We start from the raw sequence: 20,075 nt of genomic DNA on the forward strand, positions 1-20,075 counted from the left end.
GTGAAAATAAGTAACACAACAGCTTAAGTTGAAGAAAACATTCGCAAGCAGCAATATGCCAGAGCATCGTTCTAACGACAGTAGAGGTAAGAGTCGCAGAACTTAACTCAATTGCATTTGGCCGTGCGAAATTTATTATTTATAACTACTATTAAGGTAACTGCCTTGTAATTATTGGATCGCGCTTAATGGACTCAAGCAAAGTTTACAAAATGTTAACTCATCAATATGTTATCAATGATCCACTGCATCAATTGTTTGATGCTGTAAATGCTATTTCTGTCCAAGGGTACGATGAACAACGACGTGTCATCTATTGGAATGAAGGTAGTGAATTACTTTATGGCTACAGTAAAGAAGAAGCGACAGGCGAGAAAATTGAAAATCTAATTATTCCTTATGCCCTGTGCGAAATAGTCATTGATGCACACCATAGTTGGATAACGAAAGGTATAGAAATACCAGCATCTGAAATCACCTTGCGTAAAAAAGATGGTTCTGAGATATCCGTTTTTTCAAGTCATGTTATGTTCACAAATCAATATAACAACAAGCAAATGTACTGTATTGATATTGACTTAACAGATGTAAGGCAAGCACAGGCGCAAGCGCTATTTAAAGAAGACATGCTGGAAACTATCTTTGAAGCCATTCCAGATTTATTTTTCTTAATGAAAGCTGACGGCACCATCCTAGACTACCACGCCAGTAATAAGAACTACCTGTATGTACCAGCAAGTGAATTTATTGGCAAAAATATGACCGCTATATTGCCTAAAAAAGTTGCTAATCAATTTCAAAGTCATTTTGCTAAAGCACTGCAGCAAAAAGACATAACACGTTTTGAATATGAGCTATCTGTACCTCAGGGCCTAGCATATTTTGAAGCGAGAATTAGCCATTTAAAAGAATATCAACAAATGATGGTTATTATTCGTGATATTACCGAGCAGCATAAAGCGGATGAATTAATCCGTCATCAAGCCTATTACGACAGCTTAACTTTATTACCTAACCGCTTTTTAGCGCTCGACCGCTTGTCGCAAATATTAATTGAAGCAGAGCGAAATAATGAAAAAGCCGCTGTCTTGTTTCTTGATTTAGATGATTTTAAAAAAGCCAATGATTCATTAGGTCATGAAATAGGCGACAAGCTTTTGGTAGAGTCAGCGGCTAGACTGCAACAGGTTTTACGCAAAGAAGATACTGTTGGGCGCTTAGGCGGTGATGAATTTATTATTTTACTTAGAGGGCTAACTGAACATCATAATGCGCTAGCTATTGCTGAGAATTTACTAAAAGCCTTTAGAGAGCCCTTTAAAATTGGTGGTAGAGAGTTAATATTAACCATGAGCATTGGGGTTGCCGTTTATCCTAAAAATGGTCGTTGCGCTTCTGATTTACTGCGCAATGCCGATACAGCAATGTATCAAGCAAAAGCGCTAGGGCGCAATACCTATTCATTTTTTACTAAAGAAATGAATACTTGCATGCAACGACGATTCGAAATTGAAGAGCAAATGCATGGAGCCCTTGAACGTAATGAGTTTGAATTACACTATCAAGCTCAGTTTAATGCCAAAAATGAAAATATTATTGGTGCAGAAGCCTTACTACGATGGCATAACCCTAAACTTGGTCATGTAGGCCCAGATGAATTCATTCCAATTGCTGAGCATACCGGTCTCATTGTACCTATTGGGCAATTCGTTATGAAACAAGCGTTAGGCTTTTTAGCTCAATGGCAAAGTGCTGATCAGCAGCAGTATACAATAGCGGTCAATTTGTCTCCTCGTCAATTCAGAGATGCTGAGTTACTCAATTTTATAAAAACAAGCTTAAGCGAGAGTAATATCAGTAGTAAATATTTAGAGCTTGAAATTACTGAAGGGGTGTTGATGAGCGGACAATCTTATATACACCATGCACTAGAACAAATTAATGAGCTTGGCATAAAACTCTCAATGGATGATTTTGGTACCGGCTATTCATCATTAAGCTACCTCAGGCAGTACCCGTTTGACGTACTGAAAATTGATCGAAGCTTTATCAATGGTATCACCTCGAGCAAAGCTGATTACAACTTAGTAAAGGCAACCATTGCCATGTCCCATAGTTTAGGGTTAACGGTTATTGCAGAAGGCGTTGAAACTGCAGAACAATTACAAGCACTGAATAAGTTAAAATGTGACTTCATACAAGGATATTATTTTAGTAAGCCAATACCTGCCATGCAATTGCTTGAGTTTTCAGCACGTTATTATTAATGATTTCTGTTGAATAACTGACGTTCACTACATAACAATAACTGATGATTACTTATGTCAGACGGTAAGTATGAACATATTATGATGGCGTAAATATCAGTCACTTAACAACGTTCCCTAATAGGCACTTAACAGGCCGCTTGATAAAAAGCCTTAACATTTCTGTTAAGGCTTACCTAACAATTACGCTCAAGAAAACAACATACCCGCTGACCGCTACTGGCTGTCTAAATAAGTTTCAACCGCTTGCGCACGACTCTCTGCATGCGCTTTTAGCTGTTCAATTGCTTGATAAAAGTCACTCTCACTATTTAAAAATGAATAGCCTGATAGCTCGGTTGTTGCATAAGGGGCCACCAGGGCTGCGTAACTATCGTAGGCGGCTTGCATCGTATTAGTTTCAAAAGCGCCACCTATGGCTGTTAATACGTATTCGTTATAACGCGCTCTGTAAACATCATCAGCATAAATTTTTGCAATTAACGGCCAACTAACACTATCTAAGTTAGAGAAATCTAGCGCTAAAGCACCTGACATTTTACCCGCTTGCAGTGCTTCATTGTTATCCCAAGGGATCCAAGTTAACTTTGATGTTTCAGGGTTATTATAAAGGTAGTAGTTATGTGTCATACGACCATAAGTATCCCAGTTTTGTATGATGCCATTTACCGCTAAATATTGTAAAAACACATCGACGTCAAAAACTGTTTCAAGGTTTTCTCTCCATGTATCGGGTGCCGTTGTTCTTGTTTCAGCATGCAAAGCATCAAAAAGTGCGATGATATCTGACCAGTCTTCATCGTCTTCATTAGTTTTCTTGGCAAAGCTTTCTTCATTAAAACTACCTTCAACAAAATCGGCGCCACTATCTTCTGGCTTGTATAAATTACCATTGTCATCAGCAAACTGTGTTTCAAGTACCGTATCATCAATTTCTTCTACTAAGGTGTACAAACCGAAATATTCAGGCCCATCACCATGATCTACATACACGGTATAAAAAGCACTATTAGATATTGCCATACCTGAGTTTCTAAAAACGTCAGCAGCAACTTTTTCACGCAAAAAAGAGCTGTCATCAAAGTTATTTTTCAGACTAAATTTTTTAAAACCATAAAATCGTTGGTTATCAATCTGTGGATAGTCATCTTCAAATTCATCAAAATCCATTTTAAATGAAAGTTTCAGTATGCCTTGCTGCCAACTCGTTTGTAGTGATGAATTACCTTTAAACCTAAGGCCAACCCGATACCATTGCTTATCGTTATAGTAAACGTCAGCAGGAACAAAGATCGGGTCTTCATCAACATCGCTTAAGCCAGCACTAGCTGAACGTTGACCAAATTCTCCATACAGCCCTGTCATATCATCAAGCATACTTTGCCAACGTTCAGGTGTTATTACAAAGTCGAAACGCTTAACTTGAGTACCATCAAAAACTTCAGCAAAGTTGGGTTCAGCACTTTTGCTATGCGTAGCATCAGTCCAATCCGTTGCTTCAAAATCTGTGTCAGTGATTTCAGTGCTGATAGGCTCAGCAGGTACTTCTGTCACTATTTCAACTGCAGTTGCTTCAGTGCTCTCACTACCACCGCATCCTGACAAGGTAAATGCTAAGCTCAGTGCTGACAGCAAAGTTAGCTGTTTTAGGGTTTGATTAAATTTATTACAAGACAAGCTATTCATCATATTAAACCTACTGTTAGTCAACTTTATTTTTTAAATGGTGTATTTGAACTAAGCTACTTTTAAATAGCTCAGCTCAAGCTAATGAATTAGAGCTTACCGAAGCAATGTGCAAAAAATGCGTAAACAATGAGTAAATGTAAAATAATTTACGGACAGTAAATACAGCGCTGATAATGTAGCTTTACGTGCTAAGCTAAAATTGCATATAACTGTATTGATTACGAAAAAGCGCGAAGTTAACAATGCTATGCTGGTGTAGTAAGCATTATTTATCTTCATCCATATTTTTTGCACATTGTTTTGTTATGCTAAAACAAAGAAAGCCTAACGATTGTTAAGTCTTTACCTAACAATATATAAATATGATGGTCAGGTAGTATTGCAGTCTCCATGTTATTGCGCCCAAGCGAACATAAGGCCTCATCATTTATTACATTTGAGATTAGTAAATTATCAATGAAGATTCAGAATAAATTATTTGTATTTTTGTTCAGCTTTAGCCTGATATTAGTGACGGTTCTAGTATCACTCATGCAGTGGAGCATAGATAAAGGCATGATCGAATATGTTATTTCCAAAGAAGTAGCAACACTAAAGCCTGTTTTATCTAAACTTGCTGATGAATATAAAATTGATAATAGTTGGCGCTCTATGACCGGTAAAAATCATAAATTTGGTCAACTAATTCACCAAGAACTTGCCGGTAGTGATTTTGAAATCAAGAGAAACAATCATTTACCAAGAAAAAAAGGCTTCAAGAAGCCAGAGCATATACCACCACATCTCGCCGAACGTAGGCCACCGGCCAATATTGAAAATGGCGACAACAGACCGCCACTTCCGCCACAGCGTGATGCACATTATGCCTTACTTGATAGCAAAGAAACGTTGATTGCAGGTAGCTATCCCCTGACATTAACGTATACCAAAACCCCCATTGAGTTAAATAATCAGGTGATTGGGTTTGTGGCTATTTCAAAACGTAACGAACTTACCCAGGGCTATGAAGTTGACTTTATCGAACAACAACAAAACTATTTATGGCTGATTGCCCTAATTGTTATGCTGTTAGTGGCGTTGCTGACATTACCTCTTGCTCGTCATATAGTTGAACCCATTAAATTGATCACCCGAGGCATGCATAAATTAACTCGGGGTGATTATCAGCAATCTATTGATCTGAAACGAAAAGACGAACTTAGTGAATTAAGTCGAGATTTCAATGAGCTTGCCTTAACGTTAGCAAAAAATGATAGCGCACGTAAACGCTGGTTAGCCAACATATCACATGAACTTCGAACCCCTGTTGCTATTTTACGTGGTGAATTAGAAGCAATGCTAGATAAGGTAAGGCCATTAACCTTAACTAATATTGCTTCTGCCCATGACGAAGTGAAACACTTACAACGCTTGATAGACGATTTAAATCAACTGGCAAGTGCAGATATCGGTGGCATGGGTTATCGTAAGCACGCTGAAGAGTTAGTATCATTAATCCAAAATGAAGCAGGGAAATATCGTAGTTATTTAGCCGATGCTGGCATAACGTTATTACTTGATTTTAGCGTTGAAGAAGCCAATATTTATGCTGACAAAACTCGGCTCTATCAGCTATTCGAAAATATAATCAATAACTGTATTAAATACTCAGGTGCTAGCGAGCTTAAAGTCTCATTAACTGTTGATAACGCTGACGAGCAACGTTCACAAAGCAATAAAGGCACCGTAACTTTAACTATTGAGGATAACGGTATTGGCGTTGATGAAGCACACTTAGCACACTTATTTGAGTACCTATACCGTGTGGAAGACTCAAGAAATCGTGAAACCGGCGGTTTTGGCTTGGGATTATCTATTTGCCAGCATATTGTTATTGCGCATCAAGGTAAAATAAGTGCTGTGGCATCAAGTTTAGGCGGCTTAGCATTAATAATTACTTTACCTTTAGTTTAAGGAAACTGAATGTCACATTCGATCTTGATAGTAGAAGATGAAATAAAACTGGCTACTTTATTAGCCGATTATTTTACCATGGCAGAATTTAACCCTTACTTAATTCACCATGGTGATGACGTTATTGCTTGGGTTAAAAAAAATAAACCTAAAGCTATTTTACTCGATATCATGCTACCAGGTAAAAACGGCATCGATCTTTGCAAAGAAATTAGACAGTTTTCTAACGTACCTATTTTAATGGTTACCGCAAAAGTAGAAGAAATAGATCGCTTGTTAGGCTTAGAGCTAGGCGCTGATGACTACATTTGCAAGCCTTTCAGTCCGCGTGAAGTAGTTGCTAGAGTTAAGGCTGTATTAAGAAGAACGCAAACCATTGAAAAATCTAGTGATATGATTACATTAGATGAATATCGCCTTACCGTGAGTTTCCATCATCAAGAAGTCGCATTAACCGCGGTAGAATTTCAACTACTAAAACCGTTAGCGGAAAAACCAGAACGTATTTTTAGCCGCGAACAACTGATGCAAAACATGTATTCTGATCATCGTATTGTGAATAACCGTACCATTGATAGCCATATAAAAAAATTACGCAAAAAGCTCAGCGACATTAGTAATGGTAAAGATTGGGTACAATCGGTTTATGGTACGGGTTATCGCTTGGTGCTGTAGCCCTTTTACTGTAAAAAATCCATGCTCAAACAGTGAGTTAGCGTCTACATAACAGAAACGCCTAGCAGGAAAATAATTACTAGTAACTTTCTTTTTATTTGCACATTGTTTGCAAATTCCCTTGTTAAGCTTGTGGTGAATTTAGTTTTAGCACAAGGATCAACCAAAATGATGAAGCCTCAATCAACCATAGTCATAGCGATCATACTGCTATTGATGATATTTAATCAATCTCAAGCAAAAGAGCGTAATAACGATAGACCCGGTCCACCACCTTCGTTTTCAACTTTAGATGTTAACGCTGACAATGAAATAGACTTTGCTGAATTTTCTCAGCACGCATTACCTCATGGCGAACATAAAACAATTTTTGCCCATATCGACAGCGACAATAGTGGTGTAATTAGCGAAGTCGAATTTACTAATCACAAACCGCCAGCTAAAAAAAAACCGTAAGGAATAATGCAATGATTAATAACGTTAACGCTGGCATATCTATGCCTCCGCCTCCGCCAAGAACACAGCAAAACTTAACGGAAGAGCAACAAACGTTTGTTACCGACACCTTAGCTGAGTTTGATGCTGATGAGCTAAGCGAAGAAGATGCTCTGAGTATTATTGATATGTTTTCACAAGCCGATATTCAACCCGGAGCAGCGCTTGAGAAAGTCATGTCTAGTGCTGGTTTTGATGCAAAAAGCATTGGCGACATCGCAGCAGCGGCAGATAGCAGCAGACCACCACCGCCTCCACCAAAACAAAGCAGTGATGAAATAAGTTCGATGGCAGACTATTTGGCAGAACTGTTAGAAGAAACCTTAGCGGCGAGTCAGAGTGAAAGCCTCAGTGATGAAGATAAACAAGCAATATTGGCTCAAGTTTTTGATAAGTTTAATATAGAGCCTAGCGAGTCTATCATTAACACCACTGCTTAGCCGATTCTGGCAGCACTTTATCACGCTTTTATAAGTAGCTGCGTTATTTTTGATATCAAACGTATTATCAGCTTTTACCATTAAAAATAACGCCTATTATTATCTAGCGCTGAGCTTTAACGAACCCACTAATAACAAATAGTTTTAGACTTTTTTACATTTTCACATTACTTGCACACTTCCTGCACATTGACCTTTTAAGCTTGAGTTAACTGTTTCTAACCCTAGAAATAAATCTTAAAGGAAAAAGCCATGCTACAGAAATTCAGCGCTTATCATTACGTTAAACCCTCGTTAGTAAGTTTGTTATTGCTTTCTACATTAGCCGCTTGCGGTGGTAGTGATAGTGATAATAATGACGATAGCGGTGAAGTGTTCACCACCAATACTGCACCAGTCGCCAATGCTGGCGAAGATCAAAGTGTCTTTGTTAATAGTACCGTGATACTTTCGGGCGCGCTTAGTAGCGATGCAGATGGTGACACACTGGGGTATTCTTGGAGTTTATCAACGATTCCAACAGATAGTATTGCCACACTGTCAAGTGAAAATGATGTTTCGCCAACGTTTATAGCTGATGTTATTGGTCATTACATTGTGCACTTAACGGTGAATGACGACCAAGAAAGCAGTGAAGTCGATAGTGTTGAAATTTTCGTTTCAGAAGTTTCAAATGGTAGTACGGCAAACATTTTATGTGATTATAATTACAACGAATATAACGATTCAATTTATGTGCTTGAAGACAGCATGGCACAATGGAGCTGTACCGATGACGAGCGCTTGTTAAGTGCTAATGGTGTACCAGATCACAAGGTAGGTGAGTTTCCAAATAGCAATAACCCTAATGCGATTGAATCACAAACAGTTGCCGATAGCCTAACCTTATCTCCTGTTGAGTCAACCACAGCAACAACCTTGGGCGGACCTCGCGGTGTAACAGGTTATGTGCTTAATGGGGTTAAAATTGATGCCGGTACTGCAGGTAGTTGTGACGATTCAGGCAATAACTGTAGCCTTATTGATAACAGTGGCAGTTGGAGTATCGAAGCCTTAGGTCAAACGAGTTTCAATTTTGGTACCGATGACAACAATGCTCATGTTCAACCGGGTGGTGCATATCATTATCATGGCATGCCAGAAGGTTTTATTGCTAAACAAGGTGGTGGCGATACAACCATGACTATTATCGGCTGGGCAGCCGATGGTTTTCCAATCTATGCCCGTTATGGCTACAGTATTGCCAGTGACGCTACATCACCAATCAAGCTGATCACTGGCAGTTATCAATTGATCAGTGACGTTAGTAGCTCTCGTCCCTCTAAAGATATATATCCGTTAGGTACCTTCGCACAAGATTGGCAATATGTTGCTGGTTCTGGTGATTTAGATGAATGTAATGGCCGAGTGGGTGTTACGCCTGAGTTCCCTAATGGTATTTATCACTACTTTGCTACTGAGAGCTACCCTTACTTTCAACGTTGTGTCAAAGGTGAAGTTGACGTTACGGGTGGCATGCCACCACCGCCATAACGCATGAGCTCGAATAAAAAACCATAACAGTTAAGCGCTCTTTTAAGCCTATGACTTTATAGAAACAAGCGGACCGGCTTTGATATCAAGCCAGTCCGAACTTAATACTCATGGTTATAATTTACCGGAAATAACTTGATGAAATTAAACATTAGATTGAGAAATAAACTAAAGATGAAATTATCTCTAACAGCCTTTGCCACATCAGTGGTGTTAATCACTACGCTATTTTCTTCGGCGCTATATGCTCACGTAATGGTGGCACAAAAAGGTACATTAAACGTTGCTGAAGATGGGGTTTATATGGTGATCTCATTACCTGTTTCTGCTTTTACCGCGATTGATGACGATAATGACGGCAAACTTTCTGCGGCGGAGTTTACTTCACATCGTCTAGAAATGATCAAAACAGTGCATAGCAAAATCACCTTAAAAGATGAAAATGGTCTACTCACTTTAGAAGGTATAATGCTATCGCCGGTGACCTCTCATCATTCACCTCAAGCACCCGCGTCACAGCTAGTGGTTATGGGACGTTTTGCTTTAACTCAAGCGAACAGTGCGCTTGAATATCAAGTTAACCTTTTTGGCAAGGGTGAACATGAAGATACATTAGCCATCACAGCCACACGTAAAGGTGAGAACAGCAAACACGTGTTTGAGTTGTCTGATAAAAATTCAAAAGTATCTTTATTTACCGAATAACATTATCAGAATAAAATGCAGGTTAACGGCTGTTTAATAGCTTTTAACTTGCACAATATTTATATCACTGCTTAATGCGACTTAACGACTAACTAAACACCTTTTACACTTTTAAACTCGATACAAACAGCGACCGCATCACGGTAAAATTTTCATTGGCTTAATCTTGTTTGAAGATACCAATAACCTGTTCATTAGGTCTCACTTCTTGCACCACATGCTCTTCAGGTTGCGACATTAAGTGACCACAACTAACACAGGTTACTGTCTCTACACCATTTTCTTTGGTTAGCCCCATGGTGTCCATTGCCTTGCATTTCGGACAAACTGCCCCAGCTATAAATCGTTTCTTCACGTTTAACTCAATTTTAGGTAATTTTTCATTCGTTTTAGCAAGATATCTGCCCAGTGTTTCTATTTTACCTTGAACAACCCCCCAAGGAAAAGCGACAATAGCGCCTTGCATTAAAAAGAGTAACGATAAATGATCACAGCTACAGACTTAAGTTTAGCCCGAGGTGCAAAATACCTCATAAAATCATCAAGTTTTACCATACACCCAAATCATAAGGTTGGGCTTGTTGGGGCAAACGGCTGTGGAAAATCCTCTCTATTCGCTAGTTTGCTCGGGACATTACCGCCAGATTTGGGCAACCTATCTATGCCAACAAGCTGGAAAATTGCCACCGTTAAGCAAGAAACGCCGGCGCTAGAGCAATCTGCTTTAGATTATGTCATGGATGGTGATATAGAGTTTCGCCAGTTAGAAGCAAAATTAGCCCAAGCGCGTGAAAATGATAACGGCACACTCGAAGCGACTATTATTAACCAAATTGATACCATCAACGGTTACAGCTTACCTGCTCGTGCTGCTGAGTTACTGCACGGCTTAGGTTTTATGCAAGAACAACTAGCAAATCCGGTAAAGTCATTTTCTGGTGGGTGGCGCATGCGCTTGAACTTAGCGCAAGCCTTGATCAGTCGCGCTGATTTATTACTATTGGATGAGCCAACTAACCACTTAGATTTAGATGCCGTTATTTGGTTACAACGTTGGTTGAAAAGATTTACTGGCACGTTAGTGTTGATTTCACATGATCGAGATTTTCTTGATGATGTAATTGGTCAAATTTTGCATATTGAGCACCAAGCTGCAAAATTATACTCGGGAAACTACAGTGCTTTCGAGCGCCAACGTGCAGAGCATTTAGCTCAGCAAGATGCGCAATATCAAAAACAACAAAAAGAAGTTGCGCATTTAACCTCGTTCGTTGATCGTTTTCGCGCTAAAGCCAGTAAAGCAAAACAAGCACAAAGTCGCTTAAAACGTTTGCAAAAACTACCAGATTTAGCGCCAGCACATGTTGACAGCCAATTTACCTTTAGTTTTGAACAACCCGAAACACTACCTTATCCGCTGTTAGCACTAACGGAAAGTCAGTGTGGCTATAATGATGAAGCCATTATTTTACAGAACGTTGGCATGACTTTAGTACCTGGCAGCCGTATTGGTTTACTGGGCCGCAATGGCGCGGGTAAATCAACACTTATAAAATCATTGGCCGGTGATCTAGCGCTACTTGCTGGTGAGCGTTACTGTGCACAAGAGCTCAAAGTAGGTTATTTTTCACAACATCAACTTGAGCAGTTACATATGCCTAGCAGTGCTATTGAGCATATCACTCGGGCAAAGCCTGATATTACAGAGTTACAAGCACGGTCGTTTTTAGGGCGTTTTGGCTTTAGCGGTGATCAAGCGCTAGATAAAGTCGGCACTATGTCAGGTGGTGAGAAAGCGCGCTTAGTTTTAGCCCTCATTGTTTTAGAAAAGCCACAACTGCTATTACTTGATGAACCGACAAACCATCTCGATCTAGAAATGCGTCAAGCCTTAGTATTAGCTTTACAAGACTTTGATGGCGCGATTATTCTTATTGCTCATGACAGATATTTATTAGAATCTTGTGTAGATGAGTTTTACTTAGTGGCTAATGGGCGTGTTATTGATTTTGATGGTGACATTGATGATTATCAACAATGGCTAAATGATGATAAAAAGCAATCAGTCAAAGCAAACAAAATAGTCAGCGAACCACAAATAGACAAAAAACAACAACGTAAAGAACAAGCTGAATTACGTAAAAAGGCTTCACCACTGCGTAAGCAAGCAGACAAGTTTGAAAAAATAGTACAAAAAGCACAAGATGAATTAACCGATGTGGAAGCACAGTTGGCCGATAGTGATATTTATCAGGCTGAGCACAAAAGCAAGCTCACTGAACTTTTAAAGCATCAAGCTAAGCTGAAGCAAACGCTAGAAGAAAATGAAATGCTATGGCTTGAGCTTGAAGAGCAAATTGAAGAGATAATGTCACAAGCATTATAGGTTTTATTGCTACACTTAAGTTATCGCAGCATGATAGTTTGTCACGGTTATTCATAGTGGCAACACAGACTACAGGACACCATAATGAAAAAGTTAACTTTACTCGCGCTGAGTATCGCCCTATTAGCTCAAAGCGCTGCAAACAGTGCCGATTTAGACTTAGGCATATATGAATTAAATCGAGGTGAGTTTAGAGCCGCGATAGCTGAATTTGAACCTTTAGTTGCACAAGAGTATGCACCAGCCCAATATCAAATGGGATTAATTTATTTAAACGGTTATGGGGTAATTAAAGACGCTAAAAAAGCACTTGAGCTCTTTAATTTAGCTGCTGCACAAAACTACCCTGATGCCCTATTTGATCTTTCTTTGCTTTACAGTGAAGGTGAAGTGACTAAAAAGGATCTCAAAACCGCTTATGCATTAATGGAGAAAGCAGCAAATAAAGACCTAGCTCGCGCGCAGTTTAATCTTGGTGTGATGTTATACAACGGCCATGGTGTGGAAAAAAGTTACCTGCAAGCATCACGTTGGTATCAAAAGGCAGCCGATCAAAACTATGCATTAGCGCAATTTAACTTAGCGTTAATGTATTTTGAAGGAAAAGGTCTCCCTCAAAGTACTGAGATGTCATACATTTGGAATATTATTGCTGCTAAAAACGGTTACAGTGTAGCAAAACAAAGTCGTGATATGGATGAACATAAATTGTCTGTCGATCAAATTAAAACCGCACGAGAAAAAGCTGACGCTATTTACCGAAAAATTATCGAACAACGCGAATTAAAACTTAAAAAGTTTCTTTAAGCCAATCGCTATATTTCATCCGTATCAAGACAGGTGACTTTACCAAAAAGTCTAAAATTAAAACCTTGTACTTAAGCACTGCAAGGTTTTTCATTAGGCAAGCCGCGCTTTAAAGCTTTCTTTATAACGTCGAGATAAGTTTAAGCTTTTTCCAGTCGTTAATTTTACTTCGCTATCACCTGAGCTTAATGGAGTAATTGACTCTACATAATTTAAATTAATAGCATGCGAGCGATGAATACGGCAAAACCCCTTGCTCTCTATCTGCTCACTGAGCTGTGTCAATGTTGCACGTGTCGGGTAAATCCGACCATCAATATGTAAATTAACATAATTTCCTGATGACTCTAGCCACTCAACATCTGTAATTTTAATAATAAACTCTTTACCGAGCTTTTTTACTAATAATCTATCGATATTATGACCAGCTTGACAACTATCACTTTCCGCTTCACTTTGAGCAACCGGATTTGCCTCCCCTTGTAAACGTGACAAAATAAAACGATAGCCCTGTAAAAAAATGATAAAAAATATAAATGACCAGAGATCTTTTCGATACTCATAAATCAGTTCAAACCATAAATTACCAAAATCATAACTGCGTTCAACGGTAAAATAAGCTAGCTTTCTTAGCCCTACCATCATAGCCACATGTAATAATGAAAAAATGCTTGCCGCTAAGAAATATTGGAAAATAGAATATTTTATTGCTTGCCAATTAAAGGGGGCTCTTTGTAAGAGCATAAAAATAAATGGTAATAAAACTAAGGTCGCTATTGCACTGGAGTACTCCCAGACAAAGGGCTCCCAAATAGCAAAAGGCATGACAGCATTTTCGCGTTGCGCTTCCATAATTTCTGATGTGGCTAACAAAGTACTATTAATAAAAAAGTAACTAATGAAGACAAAAGCTTCATAGCGAAGTTTATATTTTTGAAAGTGCGCTAACTTATTCATCATATTAATCTAAGGCAATATTTTTATCCCTCTATATTGCCGCTTATCCCTAGTCATTGTTTTTACAGCCTTTATGGCATGCACTTAAGCAGTGTATCAGCGAAGATATCTTTATCACAAGTGATAAAAACAATGATACTTATGTTAAAAAACCTGGCAGAAAAATTTACACCAAGCACAATACAAATGCCCTTAAGACGCTATGACCTTGACTGGCTCAGGGTGTTTGCCTTTATGCTGTTAATCCTCTTTCATTGTGGCATGTTTTATGTTGAAAATTGGGGCTGGCATGTCAAAAGCCAATATAGATCGACCTTTCTAGAAAACTTAATGCTGATGCTTTCACCTTGGCGTATGCCGCTGCTCTGGCTAATTTCAGGTATTGCCATGCGTTTCATTATGGCAAAAGTTACGGTTTGGCGCTTTATTAGTATCCGCTCACTGCGATTATTATTACCGTTATTGTTTGGCATTCTGGTCATAGTACCACCTCAACTGTATATTGAAATGACCCACAATGGTGACCTCAATGTCAGTTACTGGCAGTTTCTCACGTTATTTTTCAGCGACGATAATGGCGTTTTTGATAAATATCAAGCTGGCATCTGGCCTCACATAGATGTTAATCACCTATGGTTTTTACGCTCGCTTTGGCAGTACTCTTTAGTGATACTTTGTCTTTTGCCGCTACTCAATTCATCTTGGGTAACACGTATGGTGAGCAACTTATTCAAGCAGCACGGTGGCATCGCAATTATATTAGCGGGTCTGCCAATAGTACTTATTGAAATAACTTGGCAAATTACTGATCAACGCTACCCACTTGGTTTTACTTTTATGCTTTACGGCTACCTTATTGGCTGGCAGCATAATTTTTGGCAACGGATAGCCAAAAATATCGTTTGGTTAATATCGAGTTTTATCATTACTTATTTTACTGTACTTTATTTCTATAATGAAGTTTGGTTACTCGAACAGGCATCCCCCGGCATTAATCCTCCTTGGCTACTTGTAATAGGCACTATTATTTATAGTTTATTACGCATATTAGGTGTACTAATGCTATTGAGTATTGCCTATAAATATTTCAATAAAAACACTAGCAACTTATCTTATCTCAATGAAGCCGTTTACCCCTTTTATATACTCCATCAGAGCTTTATTGTGGTCCTAGGGTATCACTTAACTCAGTATAATTTAGGTGCCGCACTTGAGGCCGTCATTTTGATTTTAGTCACTTTCCTTGCCTGCATAGTCAGTTATGAAGTGATTAAACGTGTCAATATATTAAGACCTTGCTTTGGCTTAACCATGAAACCACCAAAGCATTTACTCAGTCAACGCATTGCCTACATCGTAGCTGCCATATTAATTATTCCTATTGCTTTAGAAATATTAATTTAGCATAAAAAACAGAGTGTAATAGCCTAGCTATATCGACTATAAACCGACACTGACAGTGATCTAAATCAACAAACTATGTAGGGTTATTATTTACAATGACTATCTAACCTATTAACTATTTTAATCTCTACTGGAGCAAATTATGGACATTATAGATATGCTACTCAACGACCCTGTTGTACTTTATTCTTTTGCTGGCTTAGCTATTTTATTAGGCATTGGTGGCTTTTATATTTATTATTTTGCCAAACACATTAGTGAAGATAAGCAATAGTTAACTCGCTATAACAACGACTAAGCAATGTTACCGGTACAGTAAAACAGGCTAAACATGGCGATTAGATATCGGTTGATAAAGTACTGAAGATAAAGACAGCTCGTTATCGGGCAAGACTGTAATCGTTGACAGTAGTACAACTTTAGTCAATTAAGTTATCACGGTGTTTCAAGGTCGGATAAAACGATATTGCTGGGTCTGTTATTTAATTTATCTTCCATAAATAATCCCGTTCGCACAAAATCGTTTTTCCAAGCTATTTGGTCGACTCAACCGCTTATGGGCATTAGCATGCTTTTAACGTACAATAACTTTTTTGTATTATTTACTATTACCACGTTATGTTTACCAAAAGTTCTTTCAGCCCTGCTTGGTGGCTAAAAAATCCTCACCTGCAAACGATTGCCGCTAAATTTTTTAGACGCCATCACACCATTGCCACAATCGACGAAACTTTAGAGTTACCAGATGGTGACTTCATTGATTTAGCTTGGACTGAAAAAGTAAATTCGGCATGTAATCGCCCAATTGTTGCGGTATTGCATGGCTTAGAAGGCTCAAAAAACAGTCATTACGCTAAGGGGATGCTGTCGGCAATCAAAGCCCGAGGTTGGGTGGGAGTATTGATGCATTTTCGGGGCTGTAGTGGTCGACCGAACCGTATGGCAAAGTCTTATCATAGCGGCCAAACTTGTGATGTCGACTACTTTAGCCAACACCTTGCTCAACATTATCCCGCGGCGAAAAAAGCCATTGTTGGTTTCTCATTGGGCGGCAATGTTTTAACAAAGTACCTAGCAGAACAAAAACAAAATATTTATCAAGCGGCTTGCGTGATTTGTGCCCCGCTAGATCTATCAAGCTGTTGCGATCGTATTAACCAAGGTTTTTCCCGCGTCTATCAAAAATATCTGGTTGATATGCTCAAAACCAGCACAATGAAAAAAATAAAGGCAAAATTGCTACACAATGTTGATGTAAAAAGTTTACAGCATGTTCGTTCAATACGAGACTTTGATCAAATGGTAACCGCGCCTGTAAATGGCTTTATTGACGCTAATGACTATTACCAACGCTCAAGTGGCAGAGATGTACTTAAAGACATCATAGCCCCTTGCTTGATCATTCATGCTAGCGACGATCCTTTTTTGTGTGATAAAAACACCACGGCTATCACTACGCTACCACAACAAATGACTTTTGAAATAAGTCCGCGTGGCGGCCATGTTGGTTTTATTAGTGGTAGTAATCCATTTAAGCCGCAATTTTGGCTTGAGCAACGCATTCCTGAGTTTTTTACGAGATACTTATGATTATTCCCTTAGAGCAGTTACCTAGCGAAACTTTAAACGCTATCATCGAAAACTTTGTCTTAAGAGAAGGTACTGAATATGGCAGCGAAGATGTTTCATTAAGCGATAAAATAGCCCAAGTACATCAGCAGTTAAAACAAGGCAGTGCGCGCTTAGTTTATTCTGAACTACATGAAACGGTGAATATTGTGCCTGCAGAGCAATTTATTGAAGGTAGTGAAGAAGAATAATGCCATGGCAAAATAACAAAGGCACTGAAACCGTGCCTTTGTAAATATAATAGCAACAAATTTAACGCACAAATGTCACCGAAAAACTTACCGGCACAACGTAGTCAATACTTGGTAAAGCAGCCAGCTCTTTCAGTTTATTAATCCCTGCTACAACACCAAACGCATCAGCTTTGATAAAAAATGGCTGACTTGTATGAACTAATATTTTATTTTCAGCCAATTTAATAACATTAACATGCATACTGATAGCTTGCTTTTGACCATGAAAATCTAATTGTCCGTCAACCGTTAACTGCTTGATATCGCCTGCTTTTAACGCTTCTAGCATAGCGTTATCAAGCTGCGCATTAAAAGTTGCACTAGCGTACTTATCGGTTTCAAATACAAACTGCTTCATGCGTTCATCACGAATGGCAATATTCGTGTTAACGCTTGCTAAGTCAACATTAATATTTACTTGGGCATTTGCATCAATGTGACCCTCAAGTTTAGAGAAATGATGATTTTCTGCAATTGTTGCCTTCTTTACCGACATAAAGGTTAACCGCGATTTGTCATTATCAAGCTGCCATGCTGCTAACACGGGTAAACTGGTTACGACACTTATCAGTAATGTTATTAAAATTAAAGCTGTTTGGCGCATTTCGCACTCCATGTTTTTGAATATACGCAACTAACAATATAATCAATAGACTTCAGCATATTGATTATTTATGTCAGTGCTTATGGTTATTAAATTGAGCGTGTTGCTCGATGTGGTTTAATAATATCATGCCAAGGAATATTATGGTTTCCTAAAGACAAAAAGTCGGGCTGCATTAATGTTTCACGTTGATTGTAAGTAAGGGGATTAAACTCACTATCAATAATACTGCCGCCTGCTTGCTCGATGATGCAATGGCTAGCACCAGTATCCCATTCACCGGTAGGCCCAACACGCAAATAGCAGTCTGCCCCACCTTCAGCGATTAAGCAGTTCTTTAATGAGCAACTCCCTAAAGCGACACGATCATAACCATAAGCATCATTTAAATACTGGCCCATTAAATTGATATCTTGTCGGCGACTTATAGCAACCTTGATCCGACGTTTACCGTCATACTCTGCAACGTGAATACGATGACTTGCCACATTATCTTCTTTAAAAGCCCCTAAGTTATTTTGCCCATAGTAGGTTAGGTGATGATCTGGTGCATGAATTACCCCAATACTCGGCCAACCATTTTCCACCAAAGCAATATTAACGGCAAAATCGCCACTGCCAATAATAAACTCCCCGGTGCCATCAATGGGGTCTAATAACCAATAACGCGACCATTTACTGCGCTCCTTCAGCGCTAAAGCACCGACTTCCTCAGAAATAATAGGAATATCTGGCGTCAGTGTTTTCAACGCATCCATTAATACATCATTAGCGGCAATATCAGCACTTGTCACTGGGCTATTATCAGCTTTCATTTCAGCCGTGTAATCACCTTTTTTATAATGGCGGCTGACTTCTTGTCCTGCTTTTTTTGCACTTTCTAGCGCTACAGACAATAACATTTCCGGGCTCATTAAATATCTCCCAAGTGATCTTTAACTAATAACAATGCGGCAAGACTACGCGCCTCATTAAAGTCAGGTTGCAGTAATAGCTGTCGATAGTCAGCTATTGGCCAAGGCACTACCTCTAAATCTTCAGGCTCGTCGCCCTCTAGCTTTTCCACATAAAGTGTATCGGCAAGAAAAATAGTCATTTGTGCATCGAAAAATGCCGGAGCCATGGCAACGGTGTGGATTGAGGTTAAGTTTTCAGCGCCATAACCGATTTCTTCTTTCAGCTCTCTATTGGCGGCTTCTGCAGCGCTTTCACCCGCATCAATTAAACCTTTTGGAAAACCTAACTCATAGCTATGAGTGCCTGCACAATATTCACGCACCAACAGCATAGTATGTTGGTCAAGCATAGGAACGATCATAACAGCCCCTCTACCTGCGCCTGGCATGCGCTCGTATTCGCGTTCAACACCATTGCTAAAAGTAAGGTCAATTTGTTCAATAGCAAATAAGCGGCTTTTCGCGACTTGCTTACGTGCAGTAATTTGCGGTAGTACTTTTTTTGTTGTCATAACGCCCTTTATTGCAGCAACTTAGTAAAAGAATGCATTAAAGTAAAAGCTAAAGTTTAACCATAGCACGATAACCTTGAATACATAGCCAAATCTCTTCGGTATAATCCTATAATAAACGTGTTCCTAGGGAAAAATCTATGCTTGATTGGTCAAAAATCTCAACTGTTTTACTTGATATGGACGGAACCATTCTCGATTTGCATTTTGACACTCATTTTTGGTTGCATCATCTGCCACAACGCTACAGTGAACTACATAACGTCAACTTAGCTGAAGCTAAGCAGTCGCTCGTTGATCATTATCAGAGAGTCGAAGGTACCATAGATTGGTACTGCTTAGATTATTGGGCCGAGCAAACACAACTTTCTATTACTGACTTAAAGCGTGAGGTGCAACATTTGATTCAGTTGCGCATCGATGCTCATGATTTTCTTTGTGCGCTAAAGTCTTCAGGGCGTGACATCGTCCTTGTGACAAATGCCCATCCTGATAGTCTAGCACTCAAAATTGAACGAACCCAATTAGATAAATACTTTGATACCCTATACTCAACGCATGAATTTGGCGTGACAAAAGAGTCTCAATTATTGTGGCAACGACTACAGGAAAAACATGGTTTTGTGTTAGAACAAACTCTTTTTGTTGATGATAGTATTACTATACTTGATTCAGCTAAAAAATATGGCTTTGAACATTTGTTAGCTGTGGCGAACCCAGATAGCCAACAAGATAGCCGGGTAATTAACCAATATCCCTCAATTACCGATTATTCTGAGCTATTAGCAGATATTAAGGCAACGCCTCAACACTAGCGTTCACAGAGCAGC

Annotated in this window: 20 protein-coding genes; 14 read left to right on the forward strand and 6 right to left on the reverse strand. The window is 39.0% G+C overall.

The window, feature by feature from the left end:
* Positions 1-188 precede the first annotated feature (188 nt).
* Positions 189-2,267 (forward strand): sensor domain-containing protein, encoded by a 2,079-nt coding sequence (locus tag B0169_RS00095; RefSeq protein WP_077283517.1) that lies wholly within the window; start codon positions 189-191, stop codon positions 2,265-2,267.
* 216 nt (positions 2,268-2,483) lie between these two features.
* Here the strand turns inward: B0169_RS00095 and B0169_RS00100 are convergent, their stop codons facing one another.
* The gene (locus B0169_RS00100; RefSeq protein ID WP_077283519.1) at positions 2,484-3,956 is read right to left on the reverse strand and encodes a CotH kinase family protein; all 1,473 of its coding nucleotides are present in this window, start codon (positions 3,954-3,956) and stop codon (positions 2,484-2,486) included.
* A 531-nt stretch (positions 3,957-4,487) separates the two neighbouring features.
* Here B0169_RS00100 and B0169_RS00105 point away from each other — a divergent pair.
* The 6 genes from B0169_RS00105 (at position 4,488) to B0169_RS00130 (ending at position 9,757) form a co-directional block, all read left to right on the forward strand.
* On the forward strand, positions 4,488-5,909 hold the full coding sequence (locus B0169_RS00105) for an ATP-binding protein (RefSeq protein ID WP_235838421.1): 1,422 nt from the start codon (positions 4,488-4,490) through the stop codon (positions 5,907-5,909).
* Positions 5,910-5,918: 9 nt separating this feature from the next.
* The gene (locus B0169_RS00110; protein WP_077283521.1) at positions 5,919-6,584 is read left to right on the forward strand and encodes a response regulator; all 666 of its coding nucleotides are present in this window, start codon (positions 5,919-5,921) and stop codon (positions 6,582-6,584) included.
* Between the two features lie 168 nt (positions 6,585-6,752).
* The gene (locus B0169_RS00115) at positions 6,753-7,040 is read left to right on the forward strand and encodes an EF-hand domain-containing protein (RefSeq protein WP_143323424.1); all 288 of its coding nucleotides are present in this window, start codon (positions 6,753-6,755) and stop codon (positions 7,038-7,040) included.
* 11 nt (positions 7,041-7,051) lie between these two features.
* On the forward strand, positions 7,052-7,519 hold the full coding sequence (locus tag B0169_RS00120; protein ID WP_077283525.1) for a hypothetical protein: 468 nt from the start codon (positions 7,052-7,054) through the stop codon (positions 7,517-7,519).
* A 252-nt stretch (positions 7,520-7,771) separates the two neighbouring features.
* Positions 7,772-9,052 carry a YHYH protein gene (locus B0169_RS19400; RefSeq protein WP_077283527.1) on the forward strand — a complete coding sequence of 427 codons (1,281 nt, stop codon included), beginning with the start codon at positions 7,772-7,774 and terminating at the stop codon, positions 9,050-9,052.
* A 174-nt stretch (positions 9,053-9,226) separates the two neighbouring features.
* Positions 9,227-9,757 carry an EF-hand domain-containing protein gene (locus B0169_RS00130; RefSeq protein ID WP_077283529.1) on the forward strand — a complete coding sequence of 177 codons (531 nt, stop codon included), beginning with the start codon at positions 9,227-9,229 and terminating at the stop codon, positions 9,755-9,757.
* A 160-nt stretch (positions 9,758-9,917) separates the two neighbouring features.
* Here B0169_RS00130 and B0169_RS19465 read toward each other — a convergent pair whose 3' ends face one another.
* Positions 9,918-10,223: a YheV family putative zinc ribbon protein gene (locus B0169_RS19465; RefSeq protein ID WP_077283532.1), complete on the reverse strand. Its 306-nt coding sequence runs from the start codon at positions 10,221-10,223 to the stop codon at positions 9,918-9,920.
* An 18-nt stretch (positions 10,224-10,241) separates the two neighbouring features.
* Between B0169_RS19465 and B0169_RS00140 the strand changes: the two genes are divergently transcribed.
* Complete coding sequence (locus B0169_RS00140) at positions 10,242-12,143, forward strand: ATP-binding cassette domain-containing protein (protein ID WP_077283534.1); 1,902 nt, start codon at positions 10,242-10,244, stop codon at positions 12,141-12,143.
* Positions 12,144-12,227: 84 nt separating this feature from the next.
* A complete protein-coding gene (locus tag B0169_RS00145) occupies positions 12,228-12,950 on the forward strand; it encodes a tetratricopeptide repeat protein (RefSeq protein WP_077283536.1) in 723 nt (240 codons plus the stop codon).
* A gap of 93 nt (positions 12,951-13,043) precedes the next feature.
* On the opposite strand, the gene B0169_RS00150 is transcribed toward B0169_RS00145, so the two are convergent.
* Positions 13,044-13,907, reverse strand: coding sequence for a LytTR family DNA-binding domain-containing protein (locus tag B0169_RS00150; protein ID WP_077283538.1), 864 nt, complete (start codon positions 13,905-13,907; stop codon positions 13,044-13,046).
* 141 nt (positions 13,908-14,048) lie between these two features.
* On the opposite strand from B0169_RS00150, the gene B0169_RS00155 reads away from it, so the two are divergent.
* The 4 genes from B0169_RS00155 (at position 14,049) to B0169_RS00170 (ending at position 17,131) form a co-directional block, all read left to right on the forward strand.
* The gene (locus B0169_RS00155; RefSeq protein WP_158077026.1) at positions 14,049-15,311 is read left to right on the forward strand and encodes an acyltransferase family protein; all 1,263 of its coding nucleotides are present in this window, start codon (positions 14,049-14,051) and stop codon (positions 15,309-15,311) included.
* A 142-nt stretch (positions 15,312-15,453) separates the two neighbouring features.
* A complete protein-coding gene (locus B0169_RS00160; protein WP_077283542.1) occupies positions 15,454-15,585 on the forward strand; it encodes a DUF3149 domain-containing protein in 132 nt (43 codons plus the stop codon).
* 344 nt (positions 15,586-15,929) lie between these two features.
* The gene (locus B0169_RS00165) at positions 15,930-16,901 is read left to right on the forward strand and encodes a hydrolase (RefSeq protein ID WP_077283544.1); all 972 of its coding nucleotides are present in this window, start codon (positions 15,930-15,932) and stop codon (positions 16,899-16,901) included.
* Positions 16,898-17,131 (forward strand): YheU family protein, encoded by a 234-nt coding sequence (locus B0169_RS00170; protein WP_077283546.1) that lies wholly within the window; start codon positions 16,898-16,900, stop codon positions 17,129-17,131. The genes B0169_RS00165 and B0169_RS00170 overlap by 4 nt, the downstream gene beginning before the upstream one ends.
* A gap of 61 nt (positions 17,132-17,192) precedes the next feature.
* Here the strand turns inward: B0169_RS00170 and B0169_RS00175 are convergent, their stop codons facing one another.
* From B0169_RS00175 to nudE, 3 genes are all read right to left on the reverse strand, one after another.
* A complete protein-coding gene (locus tag B0169_RS00175) occupies positions 17,193-17,777 on the reverse strand; it encodes a YceI family protein (RefSeq protein ID WP_158077027.1) in 585 nt (194 codons plus the stop codon).
* Between the two features lie 89 nt (positions 17,778-17,866).
* Positions 17,867-18,691 carry a 3'(2'),5'-bisphosphate nucleotidase CysQ gene (gene cysQ, locus B0169_RS00180; RefSeq protein WP_077283550.1) on the reverse strand — a complete coding sequence of 275 codons (825 nt, stop codon included), beginning with the start codon at positions 18,689-18,691 and terminating at the stop codon, positions 17,867-17,869.
* On the reverse strand, positions 18,691-19,245 hold the full coding sequence (gene nudE / locus B0169_RS00185; RefSeq protein ID WP_077283552.1) for an ADP compounds hydrolase NudE: 555 nt from the start codon (positions 19,243-19,245) through the stop codon (positions 18,691-18,693). Before nudE ends, cysQ begins: the two co-directional genes overlap by 1 nt.
* A gap of 140 nt (positions 19,246-19,385) precedes the next feature.
* On the opposite strand from nudE, the gene yrfG reads away from it, so the two are divergent.
* Entirely contained in the window at positions 19,386-20,060 is a 675-nt protein-coding gene (yrfG, locus tag B0169_RS00190) for a GMP/IMP nucleotidase (protein ID WP_077283554.1), read from the forward strand.
* Positions 20,061-20,075: the final 15 nt, after the last annotated feature.

This window comes from Cognaticolwellia aestuarii (assembly GCF_002000025.1).
Taxonomy (GTDB): Bacteria; Pseudomonadota; Gammaproteobacteria; order Enterobacterales; family Alteromonadaceae; genus Cognaticolwellia; species Cognaticolwellia aestuarii.